General features: G+C 60.9%; 26 protein-coding genes. 11 read left to right on the forward strand and 15 right to left on the reverse strand.

Annotation, left to right across the window (positions count from 1 at the left end):
* The first annotated feature begins 16 nt into the window (after positions 1 to 16).
* Together FHT97_RS13345 and FHT97_RS13350 are read left to right on the forward strand one after the other, a co-directional pair.
* On the forward strand, positions 17 to 226 hold the full coding sequence (locus FHT97_RS13345; protein WP_183862760.1) for a DUF1289 domain-containing protein: 210 nt from the start codon (positions 17 to 19) through the stop codon (positions 224 to 226).
* The gene (locus FHT97_RS13350; protein WP_183862762.1) at positions 223 to 924 is read left to right on the forward strand and encodes a TIGR02281 family clan AA aspartic protease; all 702 of its coding nucleotides are present in this window, start codon (positions 223 to 225) and stop codon (positions 922 to 924) included. The genes FHT97_RS13345 and FHT97_RS13350 overlap by 4 nt, the downstream gene beginning before the upstream one ends.
* A 9-nt stretch (positions 925 to 933) precedes the next feature.
* Here the strand turns inward: FHT97_RS13350 and FHT97_RS13355 are convergent, their stop codons facing one another.
* The 3 genes from FHT97_RS13355 to FHT97_RS13365 all read right to left on the reverse strand — a co-directional run bounded on the left by FHT97_RS13355 (position 934) and on the right by FHT97_RS13365 (position 4,337).
* Positions 934 to 1,695 (reverse strand): ABC transporter permease, encoded by a 762-nt coding sequence (locus tag FHT97_RS13355; RefSeq protein ID WP_183862764.1) that lies wholly within the window; start codon positions 1,693 to 1,695, stop codon positions 934 to 936.
* On the reverse strand, positions 1,692 to 2,618 hold the full coding sequence (locus FHT97_RS13360) for an ABC transporter ATP-binding protein (protein ID WP_183862766.1): 927 nt from the start codon (positions 2,616 to 2,618) through the stop codon (positions 1,692 to 1,694). The genes FHT97_RS13355 and FHT97_RS13360 overlap by 4 nt, the downstream gene beginning before the upstream one ends.
* Positions 2,619 to 3,008: 390 nt before the next feature.
* Positions 3,009 to 4,337 carry an extensin family protein gene (locus FHT97_RS13365; RefSeq protein ID WP_183862768.1) on the reverse strand — a complete coding sequence of 443 codons (1,329 nt, stop codon included), beginning with the start codon at positions 4,335 to 4,337 and terminating at the stop codon, positions 3,009 to 3,011.
* 228 nt (positions 4,338 to 4,565) lie between these two features.
* Here FHT97_RS13365 and FHT97_RS13370 point away from each other — a divergent pair, with 228 nt between their 5' ends.
* Entirely contained in the window at positions 4,566 to 5,612 is a 1,047-nt protein-coding gene (locus FHT97_RS13370; protein WP_183862770.1) for a sensor domain-containing diguanylate cyclase, read from the forward strand.
* Positions 5,613 to 5,701: 89 nt separating this feature from the next.
* Entirely contained in the window at positions 5,702 to 6,121 is a 420-nt protein-coding gene (locus FHT97_RS13375; protein ID WP_183862772.1) for a DoxX family protein, read from the forward strand.
* 13 nt (positions 6,122 to 6,134) lie between these two features.
* Here FHT97_RS13375 and FHT97_RS13380 read toward each other — a convergent pair whose 3' ends face one another.
* From FHT97_RS13380 to FHT97_RS13410, 7 genes are all read right to left on the reverse strand, one after another.
* Entirely contained in the window at positions 6,135 to 7,556 is a 1,422-nt protein-coding gene (locus FHT97_RS13380) for an aspartate aminotransferase family protein (RefSeq protein WP_183862774.1), read from the reverse strand.
* A gap of 113 nt (positions 7,557 to 7,669) precedes the next feature.
* Positions 7,670 to 7,885: a hypothetical protein gene (locus FHT97_RS13385; RefSeq protein ID WP_183862776.1), complete on the reverse strand. Its 216-nt coding sequence runs from the start codon at positions 7,883 to 7,885 to the stop codon at positions 7,670 to 7,672.
* 431 nt (positions 7,886 to 8,316) lie between these two features.
* Positions 8,317 to 8,490, reverse strand: coding sequence for a hypothetical protein (locus FHT97_RS13390; protein ID WP_176705686.1), 174 nt, complete (start codon positions 8,488 to 8,490; stop codon positions 8,317 to 8,319).
* Between the two features lie 113 nt (positions 8,491 to 8,603).
* On the reverse strand, positions 8,604 to 10,265 hold the full coding sequence (locus FHT97_RS13395) for an alpha/beta-hydrolase family protein (protein WP_183862778.1): 1,662 nt from the start codon (positions 10,263 to 10,265) through the stop codon (positions 8,604 to 8,606).
* Positions 10,266 to 10,323: 58 nt separating this feature from the next.
* Positions 10,324 to 11,397, reverse strand: coding sequence for a linear amide C-N hydrolase (locus tag FHT97_RS13400; RefSeq protein WP_183862780.1), 1,074 nt, complete (start codon positions 11,395 to 11,397; stop codon positions 10,324 to 10,326).
* A 29-nt stretch (positions 11,398 to 11,426) separates the two neighbouring features.
* Entirely contained in the window at positions 11,427 to 12,254 is an 828-nt protein-coding gene (locus tag FHT97_RS13405) for a hypothetical protein (protein ID WP_246712620.1), read from the reverse strand.
* A 140-nt stretch (positions 12,255 to 12,394) separates the two neighbouring features.
* Complete coding sequence (locus tag FHT97_RS13410; RefSeq protein ID WP_183862782.1) at positions 12,395 to 14,215, reverse strand: methyl-accepting chemotaxis protein; 1,821 nt, start codon at positions 14,213 to 14,215, stop codon at positions 12,395 to 12,397.
* 319 nt (positions 14,216 to 14,534) lie between these two features.
* On the opposite strand from FHT97_RS13410, the gene FHT97_RS13415 reads away from it, so the two are divergent.
* The 4 genes from FHT97_RS13415 (at position 14,535) to FHT97_RS13430 (ending at position 16,348) form a co-directional block, all read left to right on the forward strand.
* Positions 14,535 to 14,918: an acyl-CoA thioesterase gene (locus FHT97_RS13415; RefSeq protein WP_016554248.1), complete on the forward strand. Its 384-nt coding sequence runs from the start codon at positions 14,535 to 14,537 to the stop codon at positions 14,916 to 14,918.
* Positions 14,919 to 14,921: 3 nt separating this feature from the next.
* Positions 14,922 to 15,509, forward strand: a complete 588-nt coding sequence (locus tag FHT97_RS13420; RefSeq protein WP_183756347.1) for a hypothetical protein — start codon at positions 14,922 to 14,924, stop codon at positions 15,507 to 15,509.
* Positions 15,510 to 15,576: 67 nt separating this feature from the next.
* The gene (locus FHT97_RS13425; RefSeq protein ID WP_183862784.1) at positions 15,577 to 16,023 is read left to right on the forward strand and encodes an SRPBCC family protein; all 447 of its coding nucleotides are present in this window, start codon (positions 15,577 to 15,579) and stop codon (positions 16,021 to 16,023) included.
* On the forward strand, positions 16,016 to 16,348 hold the full coding sequence (locus FHT97_RS13430; protein ID WP_259128571.1) for a metalloregulator ArsR/SmtB family transcription factor: 333 nt from the start codon (positions 16,016 to 16,018) through the stop codon (positions 16,346 to 16,348). The genes FHT97_RS13425 and FHT97_RS13430 overlap by 8 nt, the downstream gene beginning before the upstream one ends.
* A 22-nt stretch (positions 16,349 to 16,370) precedes the next feature.
* Here FHT97_RS13430 and FHT97_RS13435 read toward each other — a convergent pair whose 3' ends face one another.
* Complete coding sequence (locus FHT97_RS13435) at positions 16,371 to 16,724, reverse strand: DMT family protein (RefSeq protein ID WP_183862786.1); 354 nt, start codon at positions 16,722 to 16,724, stop codon at positions 16,371 to 16,373.
* A 306-nt stretch (positions 16,725 to 17,030) separates the two neighbouring features.
* Here FHT97_RS13435 and FHT97_RS13440 point away from each other — a divergent pair, with 306 nt between their 5' ends.
* Complete coding sequence (locus FHT97_RS13440; protein ID WP_183862788.1) at positions 17,031 to 18,266, forward strand: TIGR02594 family protein; 1,236 nt, start codon at positions 17,031 to 17,033, stop codon at positions 18,264 to 18,266.
* Between the two features lie 60 nt (positions 18,267 to 18,326).
* Here FHT97_RS13440 and FHT97_RS13445 read toward each other — a convergent pair whose 3' ends face one another.
* From FHT97_RS13445 to FHT97_RS13455, 3 genes are all read right to left on the reverse strand, one after another.
* Positions 18,327 to 19,574: an MFS transporter gene (locus FHT97_RS13445; RefSeq protein ID WP_183863022.1), complete on the reverse strand. Its 1,248-nt coding sequence runs from the start codon at positions 19,572 to 19,574 to the stop codon at positions 18,327 to 18,329.
* 161 nt (positions 19,575 to 19,735) lie between these two features.
* On the reverse strand, positions 19,736 to 20,062 hold the full coding sequence (locus FHT97_RS13450) for a hypothetical protein (protein WP_183862789.1): 327 nt from the start codon (positions 20,060 to 20,062) through the stop codon (positions 19,736 to 19,738).
* A gap of 28 nt (positions 20,063 to 20,090) precedes the next feature.
* Positions 20,091 to 20,750, reverse strand: coding sequence for a dihydrofolate reductase family protein (locus FHT97_RS13455; protein ID WP_183862791.1), 660 nt, complete (start codon positions 20,748 to 20,750; stop codon positions 20,091 to 20,093).
* Between the two features lie 184 nt (positions 20,751 to 20,934).
* On the opposite strand from FHT97_RS13455, the gene uvrB reads away from it, so the two are divergent.
* Together uvrB and FHT97_RS13465 are read left to right on the forward strand one after the other, a co-directional pair.
* Positions 20,935 to 23,847, forward strand: a complete 2,913-nt coding sequence (gene uvrB, locus FHT97_RS13460; protein WP_183863024.1) for an excinuclease ABC subunit UvrB — start codon at positions 20,935 to 20,937, stop codon at positions 23,845 to 23,847.
* A 605-nt stretch (positions 23,848 to 24,452) separates the two neighbouring features.
* On the forward strand, positions 24,453 to 24,665 hold the full coding sequence (locus FHT97_RS13465) for a cold-shock protein (RefSeq protein ID WP_007533154.1): 213 nt from the start codon (positions 24,453 to 24,455) through the stop codon (positions 24,663 to 24,665).
* A 143-nt stretch (positions 24,666 to 24,808) separates the two neighbouring features.
* Here FHT97_RS13465 and dusA read toward each other — a convergent pair whose 3' ends face one another.
* On the reverse strand, positions 24,809 to 25,807 hold the full coding sequence (gene dusA, locus FHT97_RS13470; protein ID WP_183863026.1) for a tRNA dihydrouridine(20/20a) synthase DusA: 999 nt from the start codon (positions 25,805 to 25,807) through the stop codon (positions 24,809 to 24,811).
* Between the last annotated feature and the right edge of the window lie 16 nt (positions 25,808 to 25,823).

The following is a 25,823-nucleotide window of genomic DNA, read 5'->3' on the forward strand; positions in this document are numbered from 1 at the left end:
TCTCGATATAGATTGCATGCAAACACCCTGCATCGATGTCTGCTGTATCGACCCAAAGACCGGCCTTTGTACGGGCTGCGGTCGTACGCTTGCCGAGATTGGCGGTTGGATGTCATTTTCCGACGACGAGCGCGAACGGCTCATGGCCGTACTGCCCGCACGGCTTTTCGCAAAGGGACAGGATATCTCGCAGGCTACGCAGATTAGGCCGGAGCGGCGTGCATGAACCGTCTGACGATCGTCCTTGCGGTCCTTGGCCTGGGTCTCGCCGTCCTCCTGTTCAGCGACGACACAAGCCGGATCTTCGGTATGCGGACCGACGATTTCGGCCGCTTCATCTATCTGCTTCCGATCGCGTTGATGCTGGCTGCCGGCATCTGGGCGCGCCGCGCCAGCGCCAGCGAGACCCTTCGCAACCTGATGATCTGGCTTGTCCTGATCCTCGGCCTTGCGACCCTTTATCTCTATCGGCAGGAAGCACTCGGGGTCGGCAATCGTCTGCTCGCAGGTCTTGTCCCGGGCCGCGCCGTGGTCGTGACCACCAGCGAGGGTGATCAGGAGGTCATCTTGCACAAGCTTTTGAACGGCCATTACGAGGCCTATGTCACGATCAACGGCCAGAGTATTTCGATGCTGGTCGATACTGGCGCCAGCATGATCGCGCTGTCCCGCGAAGACGCCGAGCGAGTAGGCATTATCCCTGACAACCTCGAATATTCGATGAGCGTGATGACTGCAAACGGCCGCGCCCGCGCCGCCCGTGTCATGCTTTCCGAGGTCGCCATCGGCCCAATCATCCGTCATAACGTTCCCGCCAGCGTCGCGCAGGACGGCAAGCTCGATCAGAGCCTTCTCGGGATGAGCTTCCTCTCGACCCTCGGATCCTTGCAGATCCAGACTGACGAGCTTCGGATGCGGGACTAGAGGCAGTGTTCAGCTCCGCAGCCGGTAGCCCGTCCTGAAAATCCAGCCCAGCGTCCCTAGACAGATCGCCAGGAAGATCGCGATCATCCCGAGGCTCACTAGCGGGTTGACGTCCGCGATGCCAAAGAAGCTCCAACGGAAGCCGCTGACGAGATAGAGTACGGGGTTGAAGTGGCTCACTGCCTGCCAGAAGGGCGGCAGCATGTTGATCGAATAGAAGCTGCCACCGAGGAAGGTCAAGGGCGGCACGACGAGCATGGGAATGAGGTTCAACTGTTCGAAATTCGTGGCCCATATGCCGATCATGAAGCCGAACAGGCTGAACGTGATCGCTGTCAGCAGAAAGAACAGAACCATCATCACTGGATGCTCGATCCGGATGTCCACGAAGACATTCGCAGTGAGCAGGATAATCACCCCGATCATCAACCCTTTTGTCGCCGCGGCACCGACATAGCCAAGCAGAATTTCGGTCATTGCCACCGGCGCCGACAATACCTCGTAAATCGTGCCGGTGAACTTCGGAAAGTAGATTCCGAACGACCCGTTGCTGATGCATTGCCCGAGCAGCGTCAGCATGATCAGGCCGGGCGTGATGAACGCGCCGTAGGACACGCCTTCAACCTGCTGGATGCGCGAACCGATCGCCGCGCCGAAAACGATGAAATAGAGCGATGTCGAGATCACAGGCGAAACGACACTTTGCAGAAGCGTCCGGCGGGTGCGGGCCATTTCGAAGAAATAGATGGATCTGATGGCTTCGAAGTTCATTTTGCCCCTCCCACGAGCGCCACGAAGATGTCTTCCAGCGAGCTCTGTTGCGTGGAAAGATCCTTGAAGTGAATGTTGTGCTCGCCGAGCCGCTTCAGCAGCGTGGCGATGCTTTCCTGCTCCTTCTGAGTATCGAAGTCGTAGATCAGGCGGCTGCCGTCTGCCACAAGCGAAAGACCATTGCCCGCAAACCGATCCGGCAGCGCTTGCAGCGGTTCGTTCAGTTCGAGAATAAGCTGCTTGCGGCCGAGCTTCGCCATCAGCGCCGTCTTGTCTTCGACCAACAACAGCTCGCCGCCGTTGATGACGCCGACACGGTCGGCGATCTCTTCCGCCTCTTCGATATAGTGCGTGGTCAGGATAATCGTGACGCCGGAGCGGCGCAGCTTTTCGACGACGTGCCACATGTCCTTGCGCAGCGTCACGTCGACACCTGCGGTGGGCTCGTCGAGGAAGAGAATTTCCGGCTCATGCGATAGCGCCTTGGCAATCAGCACCCTTCGCTTCATGCCGCCGGACAATTGCCGCAGCGTGTTGTCCTTCTTGTCCCAGAGCGAAAGATCGCGAAGCACCTTCTCTATATGCGCGGGGTTGGATCGCTTGCCGTGCAGACCGCGCGAGAAGCTGACCGTATTCCACACAGTCTCGAACTGATCGGTGGTTAGCTCCTGTGGAACGAGACCGATCATAGAACGCGTCGCCCGGAAATCCTTCACCACGTCATGACCGCCGACGGAAACAGCGCCCCCGCTCGGATTGGTAATGCCGCAGACAATCGAGATCATCGTCGTCTTGCCCGCCCCGTTCGGCCCGAGCAAGGCAAGGATTTCGCCCTTCTCGACATCGAGGTCGATGCCTTTGAGGGCCTGAAATCCGTTGGCGTAGGTCTTGGTGAGATTTCGAATGGAAATGATCGGGGCCATGAAGGGCTCTTATGGAGGCTGCGGCGAAAAGTTGCTCGCCGCTATATATGCGTTTCCGGTGGTTTTGACATCCCGGCGCTGCTGAACAGAGTATTCACTTCCGTGAAAACGCTTCCAAGCGAAAAAAATGTCCAAGCCTGTGGAAAACTCCGGCGTGGCAGCATGTCATCAACCGGTGATCTTTCTGCGGCATAAAGGCGGCGAGGCAGCAAGCGCTCTCCGTCCCGCCGCACCCCTTGCGGAGCAGCCGCCTGAGCGATCTCGTTACGCTCCCGTGTTTCCTCGACATGCGTGAAGTGCATTACCAGTCATTACATGATCTGACTCGGCCGGGCGGTGCCGCCCGCGCCGTGTTCGCCTTGGGCCGGCCTTCGGGCCGGCCTTTCCTTTTCAGTGGCAGTAGACCCTGCCGCTCTGGCGTTCGCGCAGATCGAAATGGAAATGGTTCCAGTGCTCCGGGTTGCTCCCGGGCCCTAACACTGTATTGAAATATTTGCAGCTGTCGGTGCGCACGGCCTGCAACAGCCTGCCCTCCCGGAACGAGAACAGCCCCTTCTTGCGCACGTCGATCGCGTGGCCGCTCTTCAGAACGAACTTGCCGACATCGATCGCGTTGCCGCGGGCATGCTCGGACATCGGATTGTAGCGCTGCCGGCTGTTGTTCATGCGGCGGCAGCTGTATCCGCCAAGCGGCTGAATGGTCTTGATGCCCGACCAGTAGCGGAAGCGCGCGGACGGGGCGAGCTCGTTCTTGACCCATTTGGCAAAAGCGAGCGTCACCTGGCAATTCAGTGTCACCGCTGGCCTGACACCGATATTGCCGGAAAGCCCCTGCAACGAGATCGGATACGGCACCTGGCAAGCGGGCCCGTTCGAGATTGGTGGCTTCTCGGTATAGACAACGCCCATTCGCTTCAGCTCGCGGCGGCAGGCAAGCTCCGAGGCCGGCATGACGCTCGGATCAGCAGGAGCCGCGGGCGCACTCATCATCGGCGCGGTCGGGTTGTTCGGCCGCAGCATGGCGACCTCCTGCTCGTCGTTCTCCTCGGGCACCCGCGCGGGCGCCACGACCGCCCTGCCATCGTTCCAAACAGGCGCGCTGCTCATCTGTGCCTGCGCCGCCGGCGCCGGGATCCGTGCAGGATTGAGCTGGGTAGGATTGTCGGTCCCGATGCCATCGACGACCGGCTGATCGGAGTGCCCCTCCGCGATCTGTTGCTGCTGTTCCTCGGCGAGGCCGACAACCGGTTCGGCACCAAGTTCGGCATCCATGTTGACGCCGCCCTCGGGCACCGAGAGCTGCTGAGTCCCTCCCCAGGTCGAAGGCTGACTGCGAAGCGATCCGGCCGCACCCTGCGCCCCTGCCATTGCCTCATCGCTGTCGATCATAGGCAAGCGCCCAGGTTGCTGCGGTGCCTGTAGCGTCCGTGACCGAGTGCCCGCGCCACTGTGTCCCGTTCCGGCAAGATTGGGCGTATCGAGGTAATCGACCGAACCTGCTGCATCAGCGACCGGTGCACCTGCGACCGGATAGGGTTGCTCGTTCGGCGGCATCTGCATCTGCGCCGCCGGCGCGCGGCGCTGCGGCGAAATCGATCCGACCCGAGTTCCGTTGTCGACGTCACCGGGCGGAATAAGGCCATCGGTCGAACATGTTACCAGCGCCGTCGAGAGCAGCGTTGGCAGCACGTATCGCCGAAGAATGGAAACAAACGCCATGCTCTCATCGCTTCCGAGGAACGGCAGGGATCTAAAACTTCAACCGAAATTTAGTGAAGAACGGTGAACGAAAGCTTACCCGGACCGGCGACGGCGGGCCTTGAGCCCAAAACAGTACCGGACTAGCACAAGCGCGCGCGACAAGACCGTTGGCGCCGCCGCGTACAAAACGAAATCTTAAGTCATTCCAACGATTGTAGGATTGGGCCATCCAACGTTGGGTCGAGCATGAAATTCTTCGCTGCCTTCGCCAAAATCGCAGACTGCGTGGCGCCCTCCCGGCGCGGCCGCCAGGCTGCCATGGAGGCTCTCCAAAACGCGCTCGCGGAAACGGAAAAGCAGCTCGAACAACAGGCAGTTGCGCTTGCCCACAGCCGCAAGATCTTCGATCGCTCGTCTGAGGCCGCCAGGATTGGCGTATGGGAATGCAGCCTTCCGGACAATCGCCTGGTCTGGACCAAGATGGTCTATGATCTCTTCGATATGCCAGACGACGCCGAACTCGATCGCGCCGAAATCCTGAAGTGCTACTCGAAGGAGTCGCTCGCCGAGCTTGCTCGCCTCCGCACGCGTGCAATCGAGGAACGCACAGGCTTTACACTCGACGCCGAGATCGTCACGCCCAAGGGCAATACGCGATGGATCCGCATTACCGCGACCGTTGAGTGTGAAGGCGGTGTACCTGTCCGTATTTTCGGCATGAAACTCGACATCACGGCCGAGAAGACGATGTTCGACCAGATTCGCTATCTCGCAGAATTCGACATCCTGACTGGCCTCCCGAACCGCGCGCAATTTCAGACTGCGCTGCAACGCCTGCCCCTCCGCTGTATCAACGGCACCGCCACAGCCCTGCTTCTCATCGACCTTGATGGCTTTAAGGGGATCAACGACACGTTCGGTCACCAGGCCGGCGATGAATGCCTCAAGGAAACAGCAGAGCGCCTGCTGGCGGCATGCCAGGGGGCAGATCTGGTCGCACGCATCGGCGGCGACGAGTTCGCGGTCCTTGTCAGCGGTTACGACAGCGCCGGCAGCGTCGCTAGGCTCGCTGAGACGGTCGTCGACTGCCTCAGCCGCTCCGTCGAACGGGATGGCTCCCGGATGCATGTCGGTGCCTCTGTTGGCGTCGCCTTCTTCGACCCAACCATGCGCTCCGACATCTTCGTTTGCGCCGACGCCGCGCTCTACGAGGCGAAGTCTCAGGGCAAGAACCGGTTCCGAATCTGCCAGGCTTTGGTCAGCGACGACAACCGAAAGATGGATGCAGCCTAGCCACCCGGTAAAGCCTGACGAATCTGCTGCTTTCAGGTAAGATGCCGGAACGCTATCCCGGGTTCGTTGGCAGCGTGCTGGAGGTCCATATGGCAGGCGGAAAATCCACAGTCGTCACAAGTGCACGCGAGACTACGCTGTTGATCGGCCGGCTGCTTCTTGCCTGGATCTTTCTGCATGAGGGCGTATCGCTGGCGCTGAATTTTTCCGGCGCCATCGAGATGGCCGCGCAATTCGGCTTGAGCGTCCCCTTGCTTGTGGCAACGATCGCTCTGCAGATCGTTGCTGGTCTCTCCATCGCGGCCGGTTTTTTGACCCGCATCGGCGCGACCGCCTTGGGCCTGTTTTGCGTTGCGACGGCGACGCTCTATCACACCAACTTCAGCGACCAGAACGAGCTCTTTCATTTCGAGAAGGATCTCGCGATTGCAGGCGGCATGTTCGTGCTCGCGGCCGTCGGTGCAGGCGCTCTCTCGATTGATACCTGGCTGAAGGGTCGCGGGTTCTAGCGCGAACGACAGGTCACCGCTCGGTCACACTGGCGTCGCGGCGCTCTCGTCGATAGGCTCGCAAGATTGCGTCAATCGCCCTCTCCGCCTCGTCGGCACCCGTCTGATAGTTGGAAACCGAAAGCCGCATGACGTGCCTGCCGCGCCATGCCGCTCCGCTGGCAAACAGGACGCCTTCGCGCTGCAAGGCCCCGATCGTTCGTTTCGTCAGCTCATCACCCTGCTCGGGCGGCAGGTCCGCTCCGAAGCGCACGATAACCTGGTTGAGAACGACATCATTGCCGATAGCAATGCCCGGTTCCGCGCCAAGAGCGAAAGCGATGGCCTTTGCAGCGTCACACGCTTGATCGACCAGAGCGCCGACACCACTGCTCCCCAGGTGTTTGATCATCGCCCATGTGGCAAAGCCGCGTGCGCGTCGCGACAGTTCCGGGACATAGTCCGAGGAATTGCGCTCGCCTTCGCTCGCAAGCGGCAGATAACTCGCCGCGATGGTCATCGCGCGCCGATGCGCCAGTTCGTCGCGCACGATCGCATAGCCGCAATCATACGGCGTCTGCAGCCACTTGTGCCCGTCGGTGGCCCAACTGTCCGCCTGCTCTACGCCAGCGGTCAAATCGCATCGCAGGGCGGAAGCCTGCGCCCACAGGCCAAATGCACCGTCGACATGCACCCATGCGCCTTTCGATTTGGCGAGCGGGACCAAGCTACGGAAATCGTCGCAGCCGCCGGTATTGATCTGGCCAGCCTGGAGGACCGCTATACACGGTCCGGAAACATCCGCTACCGCCCGCTCGAACGCTGCAGGCTTGATGCGCCCTTGATCATCCGTCGCGATGCGCACCACACGATCGTGTCCAAGTCCGAGAAACTGCAAAGCCGAAAACACGGTCGTATGCGCGTCATCGCCGATCAGTACGGTGATTGGCGGCGCTCCGAACAATCCATTGGCATCTGCATCCCAACCGGCCCTTAGCAGCACCTCGCCCCGAGCAGATGCAAGACAGGTGAAATTTGCGAGGGTCGCGCCGGTGACAAAGCCGACAGAGCTGCCTGTCGGGAGCCCGAGCAGTTGAAGCAACCAGGCCGCAGCCACTGTTTCTACCGCCGCAGCCGAAGGCGACACCATATGGTTGCCGGCATTCTGTCCCCATGCGCTCGTCAGGAAATCGGCAGCAACCCCCATCGGATGAGAGCCGCCGATGACCCAGCCAAAGAAGCGCCCCCCGGTCGTTAGATGCAAGCCGGGCTCCGCTGCCGTCACCAATTGCTCGAGCACGTCGACCATGGGTGATGGTTGTTCGGGCAGCGGACCGGCAAAGGCATCCACCGAGGCGAAATAGTCATGAAATGGGTGATGGGGACGGCCGTCGTTCTTCTCTCGAAAGCGGGCCGCATGACCGGCAGCGATTGAGAACAATTCCTTCGTGCCCATGATATCCGCCCTCCACGCCGCGCCGTCAAAGCCCGCGATGGCGGAGAGTAGCCTGAACTCTATGACGGGGCCAGCCCACCGGCTAAGCGCACCTGTCGACAGCCTTCAGGGCTTCAAGCGCCGAGGCTGCGAAACGCCATCGGCACATCGCGTTTCTCGCTGCCGTAGAGCTCGTTCATGATCTTAGCGACTTCGATGGCATGGCCTTCGGTCAAGCCGTGCAATATCTGCCCGCCGAAAGAAGCAGGCTCTTCAGTCTCGTTGTCCCACACGATCCATGAATCGAGCGGGTCGCAAATGACATCGTAACGTTGATCGGAACTACACATGGGTAAATTGCCTTAAAGAACCCTACCCGCTTAAGCCCTCGACTCTTAACGTGCTCTTGCTTCGGACTACCAATTTAACGCGAGCGATTTCTTGTCCTGATGATCGGGAAGCCCAGAAAATACCAGGACAAGGCCGTTCCCAAGCCCACCGGCGCGATCGGACCGATGCTGCCACCACGTAGCAGGCAGGCCAGAAGTCCCGCGACCAGTCCGACGATCACCAGATCGATCAGGCATGGCCGCGACTCGGATGATGATTTCTCTCCCATGATGTCGACTTAGGTCATCCGCCTGCCCTGACAAAGGCATTGCCCCCGGGATGCCTAACAAAGCCTGAACGTCAGGCAAGGCGTCTCCCTAAGAGATGCCGGAGGTTCCGATTTGGTGCAGCTGGCGTCGCTTGCGCCGGGCAAATCCGACGCACCCCTCGTCTATCGAGCTGGAACGCTGCCCGTGACGATCCGGTCTGTCTTCATCACCTGCATCTGGGGCCAGTTGGACGCGGCTTCGCTGGCCGGACGGCTACCGACGGCCAGAATTGTTATCAGACCCGCCACGATGGCAGTAAAAAGCAAGCCGCTGTAGGTCATTGTTTCGAGCCTCAATGCTGTGGTTTCCCAGCCACTGCGGCGCAAACTGATACGAGACGCTGAATGAAAGCCTAATGAACATGGTTAACGCTCAGCGTTTCCCGATTTGAGGCGCGACCTGTGGATAACTAGTCGCCCTCGCCGGTCTGCGCTGGCCGCTGCTGGAACAACCGCTTCAAGGCGTCGACCTGCTCCGCGTCGATCTTCGCGTCCGTCACGGTGATCCAACCATCAATGTAGTGTTGCGGAGCATAGACATGGCCGTACCCCATCGGGGACGTCGTAGCGGTTGCCATGTCGACGAGCAATTGCAGCATCGTCAGCGCGGGAAACCAACGCAGGCTCGGCGAAACATCGGGTCCTCGCGGCTGCCGCATCCAGGCCGGCTCCCGGTAGAAGGAATGAGGATCGAAAAACGTCACGGCATCGCTGGCATATTGCAGATAGACAAGGCGAATTGGTCCCCAATGTGCACCGGGAATATCCAACTGGTTCGTCTGGTTGGTGAACCGAATGAGAGATCCATCCCGGAACTGCGGCAACCAAGCGGGCGATTTGGGATTGCGCGCAGCCGTCACGTCGCGCCACATTCTGCTTTCGAACGGCGGGCCACTCCACAACGCGCCATGGAAGGGATCCGACACGATATCGAATATGTCGGCGGAGATCTGGGAATTCAGCGCTCCAAGGCTGAGGCCGTGCAGGTAGAGCTTGGGTCTCTTGTCTCGCGGCAGCGTCGTCCAGTAGCCATAGACTTCACGAAAGAGCGCCCTGGCGGAAGCCGATCCGTATTCCGGCTCGACGAGCAGCGAAAGCCAGCTGGTCAGATAGGAATACTGGAGACCCACGCTCGCCACGTCCCCGTGCTGCAGATATTCGAGCGTATCCATTGCCTCGGGGTCGATCCAGCCGGTGCCGGTTGGGACGATGATGACGAGCAGCGAGCGTTCGAACGCGCCTTGGCGCTTCATTTCGTCCAGCGCAAGCCTTGCGCGTTGCTCGATGGTCTCTGCGTTGTTGAGGCCGACGTAAGTTCGTATCGGCTCCTGCGCCACAGTCTTCCAGAAATCGCCGATATCAACGGCTGTCGGCCCCGATGAGATGAAATGACGGCCCTGGCGACCAAGTCCCTCCCAGGTGACAAGCGAGGCGGTGCTTCCGGTCTTCGCGGGGTCGGCTGGTACGGGGATGTTGTCTTCCACCAGTGCATCCAATTTCCGGAAGGATGTGTCTGCCATATGGAGAGCCGAGCGCAGCAGCACGCCGTTCACGACGGACCAGAAAAGCACGATGGCCAGTGCCCCGCCAACCACCTGCGAGACCCGACGCGGGACGAAGCGTGATAGCCATCCCGAAAAGGACAGACAGGTAAGGCGGAACAGCCGCCCAATCAGAAAGGCCGCGAAAAAGACGAGGATGGCGATGGTCGCAACCTTGAAGGGGTCGGCCGTATCGACACGCTCGATATGCCATAAGTCGCGGATCGAATTCTGCCAGTCGGCAGCCCGCCAAAGGAAAGCCACGGCCAGCAAGAGGCCAAGTCCGCAAACGATCAGGTTGCCGGGCAGCCTGCGGCCGTCGAAAACGGGCAGTTCCAAGTACTTCCACAGCCAAGTGAAACTTACCGCGATGAGATACCCGACCGCGGCGGCAATGCCGGACAGAGCGCCTTGAATGAAATAGGAGCGCGGCATGAGGCTCGGCGTCAGCGACGCAGCGAAGAAAATGAAGGCTAGGGCCAGCCCCGGCGTCGAAAACGACGCGAACAGGCGCAGCAGCAAACGGTTCATGCGTTCCCTCTCATGCTTCTGACGCCGATAACGACCGGCGTGCCCAGTCTTGCCACATCTAAAGTCCGAGGAACTTGAACGGCGCGGACTCCTTGAAGTCCTTCGTCGCGTCTCCGGCGTAGGTGTGATCCTGGTTCTCGCCCAGATCGAGCTTCATCACCTTACCGCTGTCCTTGGAGAAGTCGATTGCCTTGAGATCGACCCAAAACGTATTGGGCGTCAGCGCTGACTCGAAGAAGTAGAGCATACGCTTGTGATCTACGACCGTCCGCCAACGTGTCGAGGAGATGTTCGGCTCTTCCGGCGTGTTCAAGCCGTAAGGCACGGAAGCGTTTCGAATGACGCTGAAGACGCTCGCCAGGGCCCTATTCGGATCTTCGTCCTTGGGAATGGCATTCACGTAGAAGGACGCACGCGCGAACCGGTCGGAGGCGCGGTTTGTGCCCGGCAGCATGACCGTCCCGCCGATCTGCTTCCAATAGGAATTCAGGGCGAGTTGCTCGTCAAAGATCGGCGAGTTCGTCATCACCTGATATTTTCGGTCATGGTGGATGACTTGCCTACCGTTGATGTACTCCACGATCGCACTGTCGCCAGTCTTGTCGGACATCGAAAGGTGCAGCGTCGTCAGGCGGTTCTCGCCCGGGACGTTGTCGGTGACAACGGTGAAGGGCTCCTTTTCAAGCGCTGCCACCGCCTCGTCGACGGACGCAAAGTTGTCGAGCACATATTGCCCCCACGCCGCGATCGTCAGGCCCGGCTTGCTGTCCTTGTCGAACTTCGGATACTCGGACTCCACGAGCCACAGCAGATTGACATTGAGGCCCGCCTCGTTGACCCCATCGGTCGTGGATACGTCGTATCCGGTGGCGACCACGCTGCCATATTTCGCTGTCCACTTGATGGAGTTCGGACCAGCCTCGCCGTTGCGCTCGATGCCACGCGGCAGCACCCAAAGGTTCGTGGCGACATCGCTCTTCCAGTCCATCGACCGGGCAGTGATGATGTTTCCATCCGGGCCGAGATAGACCAGGCGCGTGCATGCCTCAGCCGCTGTCTGCCCAAGGACCAACATCGATCCGACGGCGAGCGCAACAAGTGAACGAGCCAGAGGGCTACTGCCGAAGATCATCCGCTACTCCATCCTTTGTTTGAACTGAACTAGAAGCGCATCGAGAAGCCGACGACAGGACCGTGTTGGCTGACATCCCAGCGAAATTTGTTCACGCCGGTGAAATCGTCGTTTTCGTAGTCCTGATACAGCAAACGATAGCCAGCCCTCAGGATCGTCGGCTTGCCGAACATCTCCATCCGGTAGCCGAGATAGGCCTGCGCATTGACGCTGACCTTCGATCCGACATCGAAACCGCCGATGTCAGCCTCGGCAAACAGATTCCAGCGCTCGGTGAGATCCGCATTCATCCGAAGGCCGATAAATGGATCGGTCCAGTCGGCGCTCTTCGTGGTACTGGTGCCGAAAGCGGAAACATCTGCCTTCAGCTCAGTCCAACGAACCCCGGCGGTTGGCTCGAAGGCGATCGTTCGAGGTTTTCCAAAGACTGTCTGCCCACCCAGATCAATCTCGTAGGCCTTGAAGAATGCGCCTGCCGAGAGTGTCGTGGTCTTGATATCAAGCCCGATCTCGTGCGCGAAAGCCTCTTCATCCTGACTTGTCTGAACGTGCTGCCCATCGAAATAGACGCCCCATTTTCCGTTCGTAACCTCGACATTTCCCATCAGGACGAAATCGAGGCGATCGAAAATCTCGGAGAACGGCACGTCCACATCCGTGTCGAAGCCGGCGAGCGATCCACTGCCATTCAGCGAGGCGGCCCAGGCATATGGGCTGACGATGACTGCCCATTCCCTCTCCGGCTCCATGCGCTCAGCATCGAAGTCAGCAGCCCTGCTCGGTGAAAACGCTATCGACGACATGCAAAACACGAGGCCGAACAAACTCATCGGCACGCAAGGCGAGAATCGAAGCATTCCTAGCCTCCGCTACGGGACGCCTCGCACCTTACTATCTGAAAGCGCAAATTCAAGGGACGCACGAACAGGTAGCCGGCACGAAAAAAGTCCCCCGCAACATTGCGCGGGAGACTTTCGATGCGTCGTTAGCCGAGTAGTCAGGCGGCGTGGGACATCCGGCCCGCGGCACCGCCAGTGGCAGCGCGCAGTCTGAAGTTGGCGAGCAATGTGCTCAGCTGCCGGCTTTCCTCGGCCAGCGTCTGGCTTGCAGCCGTAGTCTCTTCCACCATCGCGGCATTCTGCTGCGTCATCTGGTCCATGTGATTGACCGAGGTGTTGATCTCGTTGAGCCCCGTCGCCTGCTCGCGCGCCGCTGTGGCGATCGACGCGACATGGTTGTTGACGCGATTGACCAGTTCCTCGATTTCGAGCAGGGCGTCGCCGGTGGAGCGCACCAGCATGACGCCGTTGCCGACCTCGCTTGCCGAGGTGCTGATCAGCACCTTGATCTCCTTTGCGGCATTGGCCGAGCGTTGCGCCAACTCACGCACTTCCTGTGCGACCACGGCGAAGCCGCGTCCCGCCTCGCCTGCACGCGCCGCCTCGACACCGGCATTGAGTGCGAGCAGGTTCGTCTGGAAGGCAATCTCGTCGATGACGCCGATGATCTGACCGATACGGTTGGACGAATCCTCGATCCGGTTCATCGCAGTTACCGCATTGCGGACAATCTCACCCGACTTGCCGGCGCTGGTCTTGGTTTCCGCTACCATCTCGCGAGCCTCCGCCGCGCGTTCCGACGCCGTCCGCACCGTCGCAGTAATTTCGTCAAGAGCCGCCGCTGTCTCTTCAAGGGCGGCCGCCTGCTGTTCGGTGCGCTTCGACAGATTGTTTGTTGCTCCGCTGATATTGCCGGCGCTGTCGTTGACGACACGCGTCGATTCCGCGATCGCCTGGATAACCCCATTCAGCGCGCCAACCGCGGAGTTGAAGTCGGATCGCAGCTTGGCATAGTCGTCGCCGAGATCGTCGATCGACACGGTCAGGTCGCCGACCGCCAGTTTCTCGAGGCCGGCACCGAGCGACTGGATGGCAAGGCTCTGACGATCCGCCGCCGAGCGCAAATTGGCCTCGTTGCCCCGACGCTCCTCCTCGATCTGCGACTGATGCCGGCCCTCGCGATCCCGCATGACCGCGCGCTCACGGACGGAATCCCGCAACACAAGCAGGGATTTCGCCATCGCGCCGATCTCGTCACGTCTGTCGTGATCGACGATGTCGACCGCATCATGCTCATCGGCAATGGCGTTCATCGCGCCCTTGAGCCGAGCGATCGGCGACGTCACGCTGCGCACAATGCCAAAGGCAACCGCGATGATGACAATCGCGCCGACAAGGCAGGCGCCGCCCGCCCAGATCGCATTCTGACGATAAAGGGCCGCAAGATCGTCGGCATAGACGCCTGTGCCGACGACCCAGCCCCAAGGTTCGAAGCCGACCACATGCGAGTATTTCAGCACCGGCTCTGCCGCACCCGGCTTCGGCCAGTAGTAGTCGACAAAGCCTTCGCCGCTCTTCTTCACGGTGTTGGCGAACTCAACGAAGATGAATTTCCCGGTCGGATCCTTGTTCTGGGACAGATCCGTTCCGTTCAGCTCCGGCTTGATCGGATGCATGATCATCGTCGGATGCATGTCATTGATCCAGAAGTAGCCATTGCCGCCGTAGCGCATGGCCGAGATCACGTCTTTCGCCGCAGTTTGCGCCTGCTCTCGCGTCATCGCGCCGGACTGTTCCAGCTTGTAGTATTTCTCGAAGATGGCGATCGCCGTCGCGTCCATCTGCGCAAGACCATGCTTGCGCTCGCTCTCCAGCTTGGCATGCGAATAGTTCAGGAAGAAGGTGATGGCGAGCACCAGAATAGTCAGCGCCAGCCCCACAAGAGAATAGAGGCGGGTGGAAATCTTGACGTTACGCATTGAGCCCCAGCAGTTCAGAATTTGATCATAGTCAAATACTGCTATGCGGGCCTTACTGGATGGTGAATTTTAATTAGATCTCACTGAATTGCCGCAAGGTGATGATTTTCTCAAATGTCTCGCATATTCGCGCAAGTCATTGATTTATATTGACCGCCCAACATTGCACCAAAGCACGCTAGGTAATATCTCATAGAACTATAGTCTGAGTTTGGGAGAGGGACGCCTCACCTCCAGACATCAGCGCGTTTCGCTTCCAGGGCATCTGCGCTAGGGTCCCTCGGAATCGTTGTCCGTTTTTCTTGAACAGGAGCCTTCCATGACCGACGCCAAGCCGAATGGCGCCCTGACCCTTCGCACCGTGGCCATGCCCGCCGACGCCAATCCGGCAGGCGACATTTTCGGCGGTTGGGTCATGGCACAGATGGACCTTGCGTCCGGCATTACGGCATCGGAACGCGCAAAGGGTCGCGTCGTCACCGCAGCGGTCAAGGAAATGGCATTCGCTCTGCCAGTGAAGATCGGCGACACTCTTTCAGTCTTCACCACGATCGAAGCTGTCGGCCGCACCTCAATCACGCTCTCGGTCGAGGCATGGGCTACCCGTGCCCGCTACAACAACATGGAACAAGTGACGGCGGCGACGTTCATCATGGTCGCGCTCGACGAGACCGGAAAGCCGAAGCCGGTTCCAGCGGAATAGGCCATGGAATCGGTCAGCTCGCCCGAGGTCTTTCTCCACATCAAGGTCGTGATGGGGATGGTGATCTCGCTCAGCCTTGCGCGGCTGCTGACGGGCATCGCCGGCATCATCCAGCATCCGGGAAAGGGCAAGCCCTATGCCGTCCATCTCGGCTGGGCGGCATCGATGTTCCTCTTCATCATCCACATCTGGTGGTGGGAGTATCGGCTGCAGGCCGTGCCGGTGCTGCATTTCGGCATCTACCTGTTTCTCGTCTCGTTCTGCTGCCTGTTCTTCATGCTCTGCGCGCTGCTCTTCCCAGCCTCGCTCGACGAGTATGGCGGCTACGAAGAGTATTTCTATTCGCGTCGGCGCTGGTTCTTCGGCACGCTCGCCCTCACCTATGCCGTCGACATCATCGATACCGCGATCAAGGGGGCAGACCATATCCAGTCTATCGGCTGGGAGTTTCCGGCGCGCAACATCGCCTATGTCATCCTCTGCGTCATCGCCGCATGGACGGCCAACCGCCGCTTCCACGCCGTCTTCGTCTGGCTCAATCTGCTCTATCAGGTCAGCTTCATTTTCCGCATCTATGACGTCCTGGGATAAATGCGCAACTTTTTGGTTGCTATTTCGCCGCCACCATGAGACAAAAGGCAACCAGGAGGTTGCCGATATGTCTGATCGCATCGAGAAAATCATCGAACTGAACGCTTCGGTCGAGCGCGTCTGGAAGGCCATCACCGATCATCGCGAATTCGGCGAATGGTTCCGCGTCCAGCTCGATGGACCCTTCGTGCCCGGCCAGAACTCGACTGGCCACATCACCCATCCCGGCTACGAACACATTCGCTGGCAGGCCACCGTCAAACGCATGGAGGAGCCCAAGCTTTTTTCCTTCACGTGGCATCCCTACGGCATCGATCCCAACGTCGACTATTCCAAGGAAGAGCCGACGCTCGTCGAGTTTCGTCTCGAGCCGACGTCGTCGGGTTCGCGCCTGACGGTCACGGAATCGGGTTTTGACAAAGTCCCGCCGCATCGCCGCGAGGAGGCATTCCGTATGAACGACGGGGGCTGGGCCGAACAGATGAAAAACATCAAGGAATACGTCGATAGATAACGTCGATTTCCACCGCGAGAACGCGGCAATCCTGTTCGCCGCCTTGGGAGACCCGACGCGCCTGTCACTGCTGACAACCCTCAGCGACGGGCGCGAACGCTCGATCGCAGGGCTTTCGGTCGGCACTGTCCTCACCCGGCAGGCGGTGACAAAGCATCTGCACGTGCTGGAACAGGCCGGCCTCGTTCGCTCCACCAAGGTTGGGCGGGAAAGCCATTACGCTTTCCAACCCGATCGGATCGGCGATATGCGTGCCTATCTCGACAGCGTCTCCCGGCAATGGGACGACGCGCTCGAACGCCTGCGCGCCTTCGTGGAGCGGTAGACACATCAGCTAGCGAATGGGCCTAGCCGCGAAAAATGAAGGATGCACCGATCGCGATCAGGGCAAAGCCGATCGCATGGTTCCACGTCAGGTTCTCGCCGAGCCAGAAGACCGAGAACCCGGAGAAGACGAGAAGCGTAATTACCTCCTGCATCGTCTTCAGCTGCGCCGTCGAATAGACAGCCGAGCCGATGCGATTCGCCGGCACGGCAAGGCAATATTCGAAAAAAGCGATCGCCCAGCTGACGACGATGGCGATGAACAGCGCCGCCCCCTTATGCTTCAGATGGCCGTACCAGGCGAAGGTCATAAAGATGTTCGACGCGAAAAGCATGACGACCGGCCAGACGGCGGCTGGGCTGAGGGCAAAAGGCATGGGTGATTCCCGGAAATTGAAACTGGCGGCAGCATGTATCGCCAAATTTCCGCTCTGCAAGGGCCCGTGCGGACTTGCAGCCGCCTCTACGTCCGCAATCGAGTGTAACACCTCAAAGGATCACTCATTCAGCAATCAGTGGTTGATGTTAATTTGTGTGAATTTCTCAAAGGCTGTGCGCCTAATAGGAAAGGCATCCGCAGATTGACAGTCCGATACGCTGCAGCGGAACGAATTGCCCGCAACATCGCCGCGCGTCGCCCGTCCGGATCGCCTTCACCAGTCGTCTACCGGAGGGGACGCGCCATGGACACGATCACAGATATAGGCAAAACCAGCTTGGCCGGAGTGCTCGCCGCTCTGGCGCAGGCAAAAATGAAGATCGGCTCGATTGTCGACGCCGGCGGCACCTATTCGGTCACCTACGATCTCGCGTCGTCTTCTTCGGACGGAGCTAGTCTCAACGAGACCCTGCCCAGCACGCCACCCGTCGCGAACATGGACAGCCCTGCCCCGCCGCCCGCCGGCGCGCATGGACCGTTCGTTCACGCTCGAGCAATCGCACCTAAAACGATCCTCTATACCGACGCGAGTGGCCGCGACGAAATCCGCGAAGGCGGATCACGCTCCTGGCGCAACTGCAACGCGGGGAATATCCGCAAGGGTGACTTCTCGATCAATTGTGGCGCCATCGGCGATGACGGCAGCTTTGCAATCTTCCCTGACGAGGATACCGGAAAGGCGGCCATCATCGCGCTGTTGCGAACGGCAACCTATATCAAGCTCACGCTCAAGCAGGCGATTTTCCGCTACGCTCCGCCGGAGGAGAACAAGTCAGCTGAGTACGCTCAGTTCATCCACGATAAGACAGGCGTTGCGCTGACTGCGGTTCTCGCCGACCTGAAAATGGACGATTTCCGAAAGATCGCCAGGTTCATTCAGGTCGTTGAAGGTTGGAAGCCCGGCACAATCAGACCGAACGCACCGCCTGCACCGCTGATGGGAGCGGCGATTGGCGTGGCATCCTCAGCGGCATCGGCAACGCAGGACTGGATGACCATCGCCCGCCGCGAAGCAGCCCTCCCGGCGCATGAACGTAGCCAGTGGCCGGATCCCGGCGAGAACCCCCGCATCCTCAATTACTTCAAGGTCTGCGCACCATGGTTCGAGGTTGCCGGCGGCGACGAGGTCGATTGGTGCGCCGCCTTCGTCAATTACTGCCTGGTCAGTAGCGGCCACATGGGCACCGATCATCCCGGCGCCCGTTCGTTCTTCTGGAACAAGAAGAACCAGTTCCTCGTGCTCAAGGAACCGAAACCGGGCGCGATCGCGGTTCGTCGCTATGCGCCCTTTACCGATCCGAGCTGGGCAACCGGCAACGGCCATGTCGGTTTCGTGGTCTCCTGGACCAATACGACCATCACACTGCTTGGTGGAAACCAGAGCAACACGGTTTGCGAGAAAACCTTCCCCCTAATCGAAAAGAACGGAAACACCAAAGAATCCGAGTTCGTCCGTTTCCTGATGCCCGTGATCGTCTGAACTCGAACGGTAAGCGGGCGCGGACACACCGCGCCCGCTTCCAGCGGTTCGTTTGGCCGATCATGCACGCAGACCGCGTGGCTCCTCGGCCTCCTCCGTTCCGAACCGCACATCCTTCTTCTCGTAACCAAAGCCGGCGAGCAGCGCGACGACGATGGCAACGACGGCCGCGACCATAAGCAGCGCGTACGCATAGTCGCCGTCCCAACGCTCGGCCAGTCCCGCCTGCAGCGTCGCATTGCCTGACGCGAGCAGATTGCCGAGCTGGTAGGCAAATCCCGGGAACGTGCCGCGTACCTCGTCTGGCGACAGCTCATTGAGATGCACCGGCACGATGCCCCAGGCGCCCTGCACGAAGAACTGCATCAGGAACGCACCGATCGCGAGCAGCACCGGTCCCGGCGCATAGACCCAAAGCGGCGCCACCGGCACGGCGATCAGCGATGCGATGACGATCGCCTTCTTGCGCCCGATCCGCTGCGAAAGCGCACCGAAGAAGAGACCACCGCAGATCGCGCCGATATTGTAGACGATGGCAATCGCGCCGGTCGTATAGCTATCGTAGTTGCGTTGGGTCTCCAGGAAGGTCGGATAGAGATCCTGCGTTCCGTGGCTGAAGAAGTTGAACGCTGTCATCAGCAGCACGGACCACAGGAACAGCGGCACGTTTTCACGTAGCACTGTATGGAACGGTCGGCGTCCCTGTTTCTGCCGCTTGAGAAACGCCGGGCTCTCCTCGACGCTGCGCCGGATGTAGAGCACCAGCAACGCCGGCAGCGCCCCGACGAAGAACATGCCCCGCCAGCCGATGACTGGGAAGAGCAGGAAAAAGACGATCGAGGCGAGCAGATAACCAGAGGGGTAACCGGCCTGCAGGATGCCGGAGACAATGCCACGGCTATCTTCAGGGACGGTTTCCATGACGAGTGACGCGCCGACGCCCCATTCGCCGCCCATGGCGATGCCGTAGAGCGCCCTGAGCATGATGAACATGGTCAGCCCCGTCGAGAAACCGGTCAGAAACTCGAACAGCGAATAGAGCGCCACATTCACCATCAGCGTGATACGGCGGCCATATTTGTCTGATGCGAGCCCGAAGAGCAGGGCGCCGAGCGGCCGCATCGCAAGCGTCAGGAAGATCGCGACCGACACGGCCGCGACGTCGGTGTGAAACTCATCTGCAATGTGCTTGAGAACGAAAACCAGAATGAAGAAATCGAAGGCATCGAGCGTCCAGCCGAGATAGCTGGCAATAACGGTGTTGCGCTGCTGCGAGGTGAGCGCGCGCAGGCTCTGCAATGCGGACATCATGTTCCTCCGTCCGAAAGCGGCGGCGAGGCGGGCAATGTCCGGATGCCGTCGAAGAGAGGGATCGCCCGGGGATGGGCGAGGTCGAAGCTGTGACAGGCAGCCTCGTTTAACGTCAGCATTGCTGCCCTTGTTCCCGGCTGCGACAGTTTGACCGTCGCTCAGCTTTCACCGGCAAGCTTTTCGCGAATGTGATCCGGCCCGCCGGTCATGCGCCTGGCAAAAGGCCGGTCGGGATCCACGACACGCCAGAACGGCGCGCTGCCCTCCTTGCTGATGTGCACCAGATGCCGCTGCACCGTGACGGGGCAGCAGGCATCCGCGCCGTATTTCGCCGCGAGCGCGCGCCGGATCTCCGCCAGATCCGACAGCTGCCCCGTCGGCGCGCTTTGCAACGCATCGACGACCATGCTTTCGCTCGGGATCAGCATGCGCTGCTCCTGAGCCCTGCCCTTTGGCCGCATCTTGATAACGGGAATATCGCTCATGGTATCCTCTGCAGATCGAGAGCCGCGCTCAGGTGAGGTTCCTGCGACGCTCTACCTCGGCAGCGGTCGGCTGTTCGAACTCGAACGAGCCAGTCACGATATCGCCGTCGCGAACATACTTGTTCACCGTGACGCCAGTGCCCGAAGTCCGCGAACTGATGAGCTTCAGCTTGCCCGGAGATGCTCCGTCGCCGAACAGCCGCTTGCCCTTGCCGAGCACGACAGGAAAGAACGAGACATACAGCTCATCGACCAGATCGTTCCGGAACAGCGTCTGCAGGAAGTGGGTCGATCCTTGCGTCAGCAGGTCAGGTCCAACGCTCGCTTTCAACGCCTTGAGCGCGCCGACGACGTCGGCTCCGAGCACTTGGCTGTTCTGCCAACCTGGCTTGAAGTCCGGATTGCGCGTGGCGACATATTTGGTGATCTTGTCGAACAGCGGCCCGATCGGATCGTCTGACGCAACGTAAGGCCAATGCGCGGCAAAGATGTCATAGGTCTTGCGGCCAAGCAGCAGATCGAAGGGATTGGCGAACATCTCGCCGACCGACTCTCCCATCGCCTCGTCGAAATAAGGCGCGGCCCAGCCGCCATAGCGGAAACCGCCGATCGGATCCTCATCCGGACCGCCCGGCGCCTGCATGACGCCGTCGAGACTGACGAATGCACCTGTCATGATCTTCCGCATCCTCATTTTCCTCCATGAAAACCTGCGTAGCTTGTGCACCAAGGACGTTCGCCCGCCGCCCGCGCCGACAATTGCATCCGACAAAATCCGCCGCCACTGTTTGCCAAATCCGAACGATTCTTTTGTTTCCCTTTTGTACTCTTTGCCCCTTCACTTTCGCGGTGACTCTCGCCATATTCCGGCCATGGCCAAAACTCCGAAGAAATCCCCCGCCCCTGTTGGCTTCGAGGAAGCCCCGCATTCGTCCTTCGAGGGCGCGCCCCTGTCCGGTTCCGTATCCGATTGGGTGAAGCAGCTGGAGGCCGATGCCGAGGCGTCAAGTGTCGAGACGCAGCGCCAGATCGCCTCGAAGGCCGGCAAGCACCGCAAGAAGGTGGAGATCGCCGCCTCCAAATCCGCGCGCGGTACCTCCATGGGCGGCTCGACCGACCCGAAAACCCGCGCCGCCGCCGGCCTCAACCCGGTCGCGGGCATGGACACGACGCTGGAGGAAGCCGCTTCGCTGCAGGCCGGCACCGCCGTCACCGCCACTGTCGAGGCCCTGTCGGCGCTGATCGAGAGCGGCAACCCGCTTCACAAGAACGGCAAGATCTGGACGCCGCACCGCCCCGCCCGGCCCGACAAGTCCGAAGGCGGCATCTCGATCCGCATGGACTCGGAATACCAGCCCGCCGGCGACCAGCCGACCGCCATCAAGGACCTCGTCGAGGGCCTCGAAAATGGCGACCGCAGCCAGGTTCTGCTCGGCGTCACCGGCTCCGGCAAGACCTTCACCATGGCCAAGGTGATCGAGGAAACCCAGCGCCCGGCCCTGATCCTGGCGCCGAACAAGACGCTCGCCGCCCAGCTCTATTCCGAGTTCAAGAACTTCTTCCCCGACAACGCGGTTGAGTACTTCGTCTCCTACTACGACTACTACCAGCCGGAAGCCTACGTGCCGCGCTCCGACACCTATATCGAGAAGGAATCCTCGATCAACGAGCAGATCGACCGCATGCGCCACTCGGCGACGCGCTCGCTGCTCGAGCGCGACGACTGCATCATCGTCGCCTCGGTCTCCTGCATCTACGGTATCGGCTCGGTCGAGACCTATACCGCCATGACCTTCCAGATGAATGTCGGCGACCGCCTCGACCAGCGCCAGCTGCTCGCCGACCTCGTCGCCCAGCAATACAAGCGCCGCGACATGGATTTCCAGCGCGGCTCCTTCCGCGTCCGCGGTGACACCATCGAAATCTTCCCTGCCCACCTGGAAGACGCGGCCTGGCGCATAAGCATGTTCGGCGACGAGATCGACGCGATCACCGAGTTCGACCCGCTGACCGGCGCCAAGACCGGCGACCTGAAATCGGTGAAGATCTACGCCAACTCGCACTACGTCACCCCGCGCCCGACGCTGAACGCCGCCATCAAGTCGATCAAGGAGGAGCTGAAGGGCCGCCTCGCCGAACTCGAAAAGGCCGGCCGCCTGCTGGAGGCCCAGCGCCTGGAACAGCGCACCCGCTACGATATCGAAATGCTCGAGGCCACAGGCTCCTGCCAGGGCATCGAGAACTATTCGCGTTATCTCACCGGCCGCGACCCCGGCGACCCGCCGCCGACGCTGTTCGAATATGTCCCCGACAACGCCATCGTCTTCATCGACGAAAGCCATGTCACCATCCCGCAGATCGGCGGCATGTACCGAGGCGACTTCCGCCGCAAGGCGACGCTCGCCGAATACGGCTTCCGCCTGCCCTCCTGCATGGACAACCGTCCCTTGCGCTTCGAGGAATGGGACGCCATGCGCCCGGACACGATCGCCGTCTCCGCCACCCCCGGCGGCTGGGAGATGGAACAGGCAGGCGGCGTCTTCGCCGAACAGGTCATCCGCCCGACCGGCCTGATCGACCCGCCGGTTGAGGTCCGCTCGGCCCGCAGCCAGGTCGACGACGTGCTCGGCGAAATCCGCGAGACCGCGGCCAAGGGCTACCGCACCCTCTGCACCGTGCTCACCAAGCGCATGGCCGAGGACCTGACCGAATACCTGCACGAACAGGGCGTCCGCGTCCGCTACATGCACAGCGACATCGACACGCTCGAGCGCATCGAGATCATCCGCGACCTCCGCCTCGGCGCCTTCGACGTGCTGGTCGGCATCAACCTTCTGCGCGAAGGCCTCGACATTCCCGAATGCGGCTTCGTCGCCATCCTCGATGCCGACAAGGAAGGCTTCCTGCGCTCCGAGACCTCGCTGATCCAGACCATCGGCCGCGCCGCACGTAATGTCGACGGCAAGGTCATCCTCTATGCCGACAACATCACCGGCTCGATGCAGCGCGCCATGGACGAGACCGCGCGCCGCCGCGAAAAGCAGGTGGCCTATAACGAGGAACACGGCATCACGCCGGAGAGCGTCAAGGCGAAGATCTCCGACATCCTCGACTCGGTCTACGAACGCGACCACGTCCGCGCCGACATTTCAGGCGCCTCGGGCAAGGGTTTTGCCGATGGCGGCAACCTCGTCGGCGGCAACCTGCAGACTCATCTCAACGCGCTGGAAAAGCAGATGCGCGACGCCGCCGCCGACCTCGACTTCGAAAAGGCCGCCCGCCTGCGCGACGAGATCAAGCGCCTCAAGGCCGCCGAACTCGCCGTCATGGACGACCCGATGGCGCGCGAGGAAGCACGCTCGCAGGAGGGCAGCGGCAAGAAGAGCGGCAAGCCGGCCGCTGGCGGAAGCTCCCTCTTCGCCAAGCCCGGCCTCAACGACATGGGCCCGGGCACCGACACCGAAACCCCGCTCTTCCGCAAGCCCGATCTCGATGAAATGGGCCGCGACGTCGCGGACCCCGCCGGCAAGAGCCTCTTCCGCCGCAACAGCCTCGACGAAATGACCGTCGGCCGCACCGAAAAACCGGTCGCCGGCCACCTGCCGGACAAGCCCGAGGCCGCCAAGGGCACGAAGCGCTTCTCACCGCTGCTGGAAGGCCAGCCGGAACGCGACGCCGTCAGGCCGCTGGTGCGCGGCAAGACCGGCGTCGGCAGCTACGAGGATGCGGTGGACCAGAAGCGCAAGGGTCGGACAAAGGGCAAGACGGGTCGGCCCGGAAGATAGAGGATGTCTCCTCTCGACCCAAAGCGGACTTATGGGCGTTCGCGTCCTTCGAGGAGGATGTCACGATCATCGCCTATGCGGTTTCCGATTCCAGCGGCAAGCCGCTCGTCTCCCACGTTCGCGGTAGCGCCGACCTGGTGCAGCACAAGCTGGCGGGCGGGGCGGCGCGCGCTAGGATGGACGGCCCTCAGGGCGCGGCCGGGATGGCGAAGGAGCGCAACGGTGCCGTTCCGGCACAGTTTCCCGAAACGGCACAACATCAGCTGTGAGTGCTTACGATTCGTCAAGTGTCTGAATCTTTGTCGATTCCCGTGTCGCAGAATCGCGTGCCACAATATTGCCGCTTGCCTTTTGCTTCGAATGCTGTCACCAAATGCGGCTCTCGGGCATTTGCATGCCGGTGACTGGACTGATGTGGTAAAGCTTTCCGGCAGGAAGGCGGCGTGGGGGACACCCGCGTACGTAGACGTTCTTTCCCCGTTCGTGAACTACTCGACTGACCCTTCGCGCGCTGAATTTTGATGAGGGGGCGCGAAAGCTAAAGCCGTCCGTTTCCTCTCGCGGGGGATGGATACCAAACAGACTAAGGGAAAAGGACTATCCCAATGGCCACCAAGGGCACCGTAAAATTCTTCAACCAGGACAAGGGTTTTGGTTTCATCACGCCAGAAGGCGGCGCGAAGGACGTTTTCGTCCACATCTCCGCGCTGCAGGCTTCCGGCATCCAGTCGCTGCGCGAAGGCCAGCAGGTTACCTTCGACACCGAGCCGGACCGCATGGGCAAGGGCCCGAAGGCCGTCAACATCTCGGCTAACTAATTCATTTTCTGCTTCGGCAGGAAAGAGGACGGCGCTCCGCAAGGGGCGCCGTTTTTCGTTTGCGGGATCGATCGGCTGCCCCGCGAAACGCTCGAGCGGCAATGCGGCTCGCCAGCCGAGCTCCGTTTCGTCGCGCGGCAGCGCTATGCGCCGACCGCTTCCCGCGCACCTTCGAAATCGACCGCAGCAAAGGCTGCGGCAATCACCTCGGGCCCGGCTCCTGCCTTGACGGCATCGGTCGACAGGATCTGCCGATAGCGCCGCGCGCCAGGCAACCCGGTAAACAGCCCGACCATATGCCGCGCCACCTGCTGCAGCCGCCCGCCATTGGCGACATGACGCTCGGCATAGGCCATCATCCGGTCGCGGATATCGCCCCAGTCTGCCGCCTCCGGCGCCGCGCCATAGAAGCGGCGGTCGACATCGGCGAGGACGCCGGCGTTCTGATAGGCCGCGCGTCCGAGCATGATGCCGTCGATATGGTCGAGATGCCCGGCCGCCTCGTCCAGCGTCTGGATGCCGCCGTTGATGCCGATGAAGACATCCGGCCGCGCCTGCTTCATGCGGTAGACGATCTCGTAGTCGAGCGGCGGGATCTCACGGTTCTCCTTCGGCGACAGGCCCTTCAGCCAGGCCTTGCGCGCATGGATCCAGATCGCATCGGCGCCGGCATCGAGCACGCGGTCGAGAAGGCCGGGCAGCGCCGCATCAGGATCCTGCTCGTCGACGCCGATCCGGCATTTCACCGTCACAGGCACGTCGGCCACCGCCTTCATCGCCGCCACGCAGGCCGCCACGGTCTCGGGCGTCAGCATCAGGCAGGCGCCGAAGGTGCCCGATTGCACTCGGTCCGAGGGACAGCCGACATTGAGGTTGATCTCGTCATAGCCATAGGGTGCCGCGATCCTGACCGCCTCGGCAAGCTTCGCCGGATCCGATCCGCCGAGTTGCAGCGCCACAGGATGCTCCGCCGTATCGAAGGATAGTAGCCGTTCGCGAGGCCCATGGATGATCGCATCGGCCACGACCATTTCCGTGTAGAGCAGCGCATTGCGGCTGATCTGCCGGTGGAAATAGCGGCAATGGCGATCGGTCCAGTCGATCATCGGCGCAACGGCAAAGATCGGCTGAGCTGACTTCAGGGCATCGGCGTAGAAA

The organism is Rhizobium sp. BK399 (genome assembly GCF_014194695.1).
Lineage (GTDB): Bacteria > Pseudomonadota > Alphaproteobacteria > Rhizobiales > Rhizobiaceae > Rhizobium.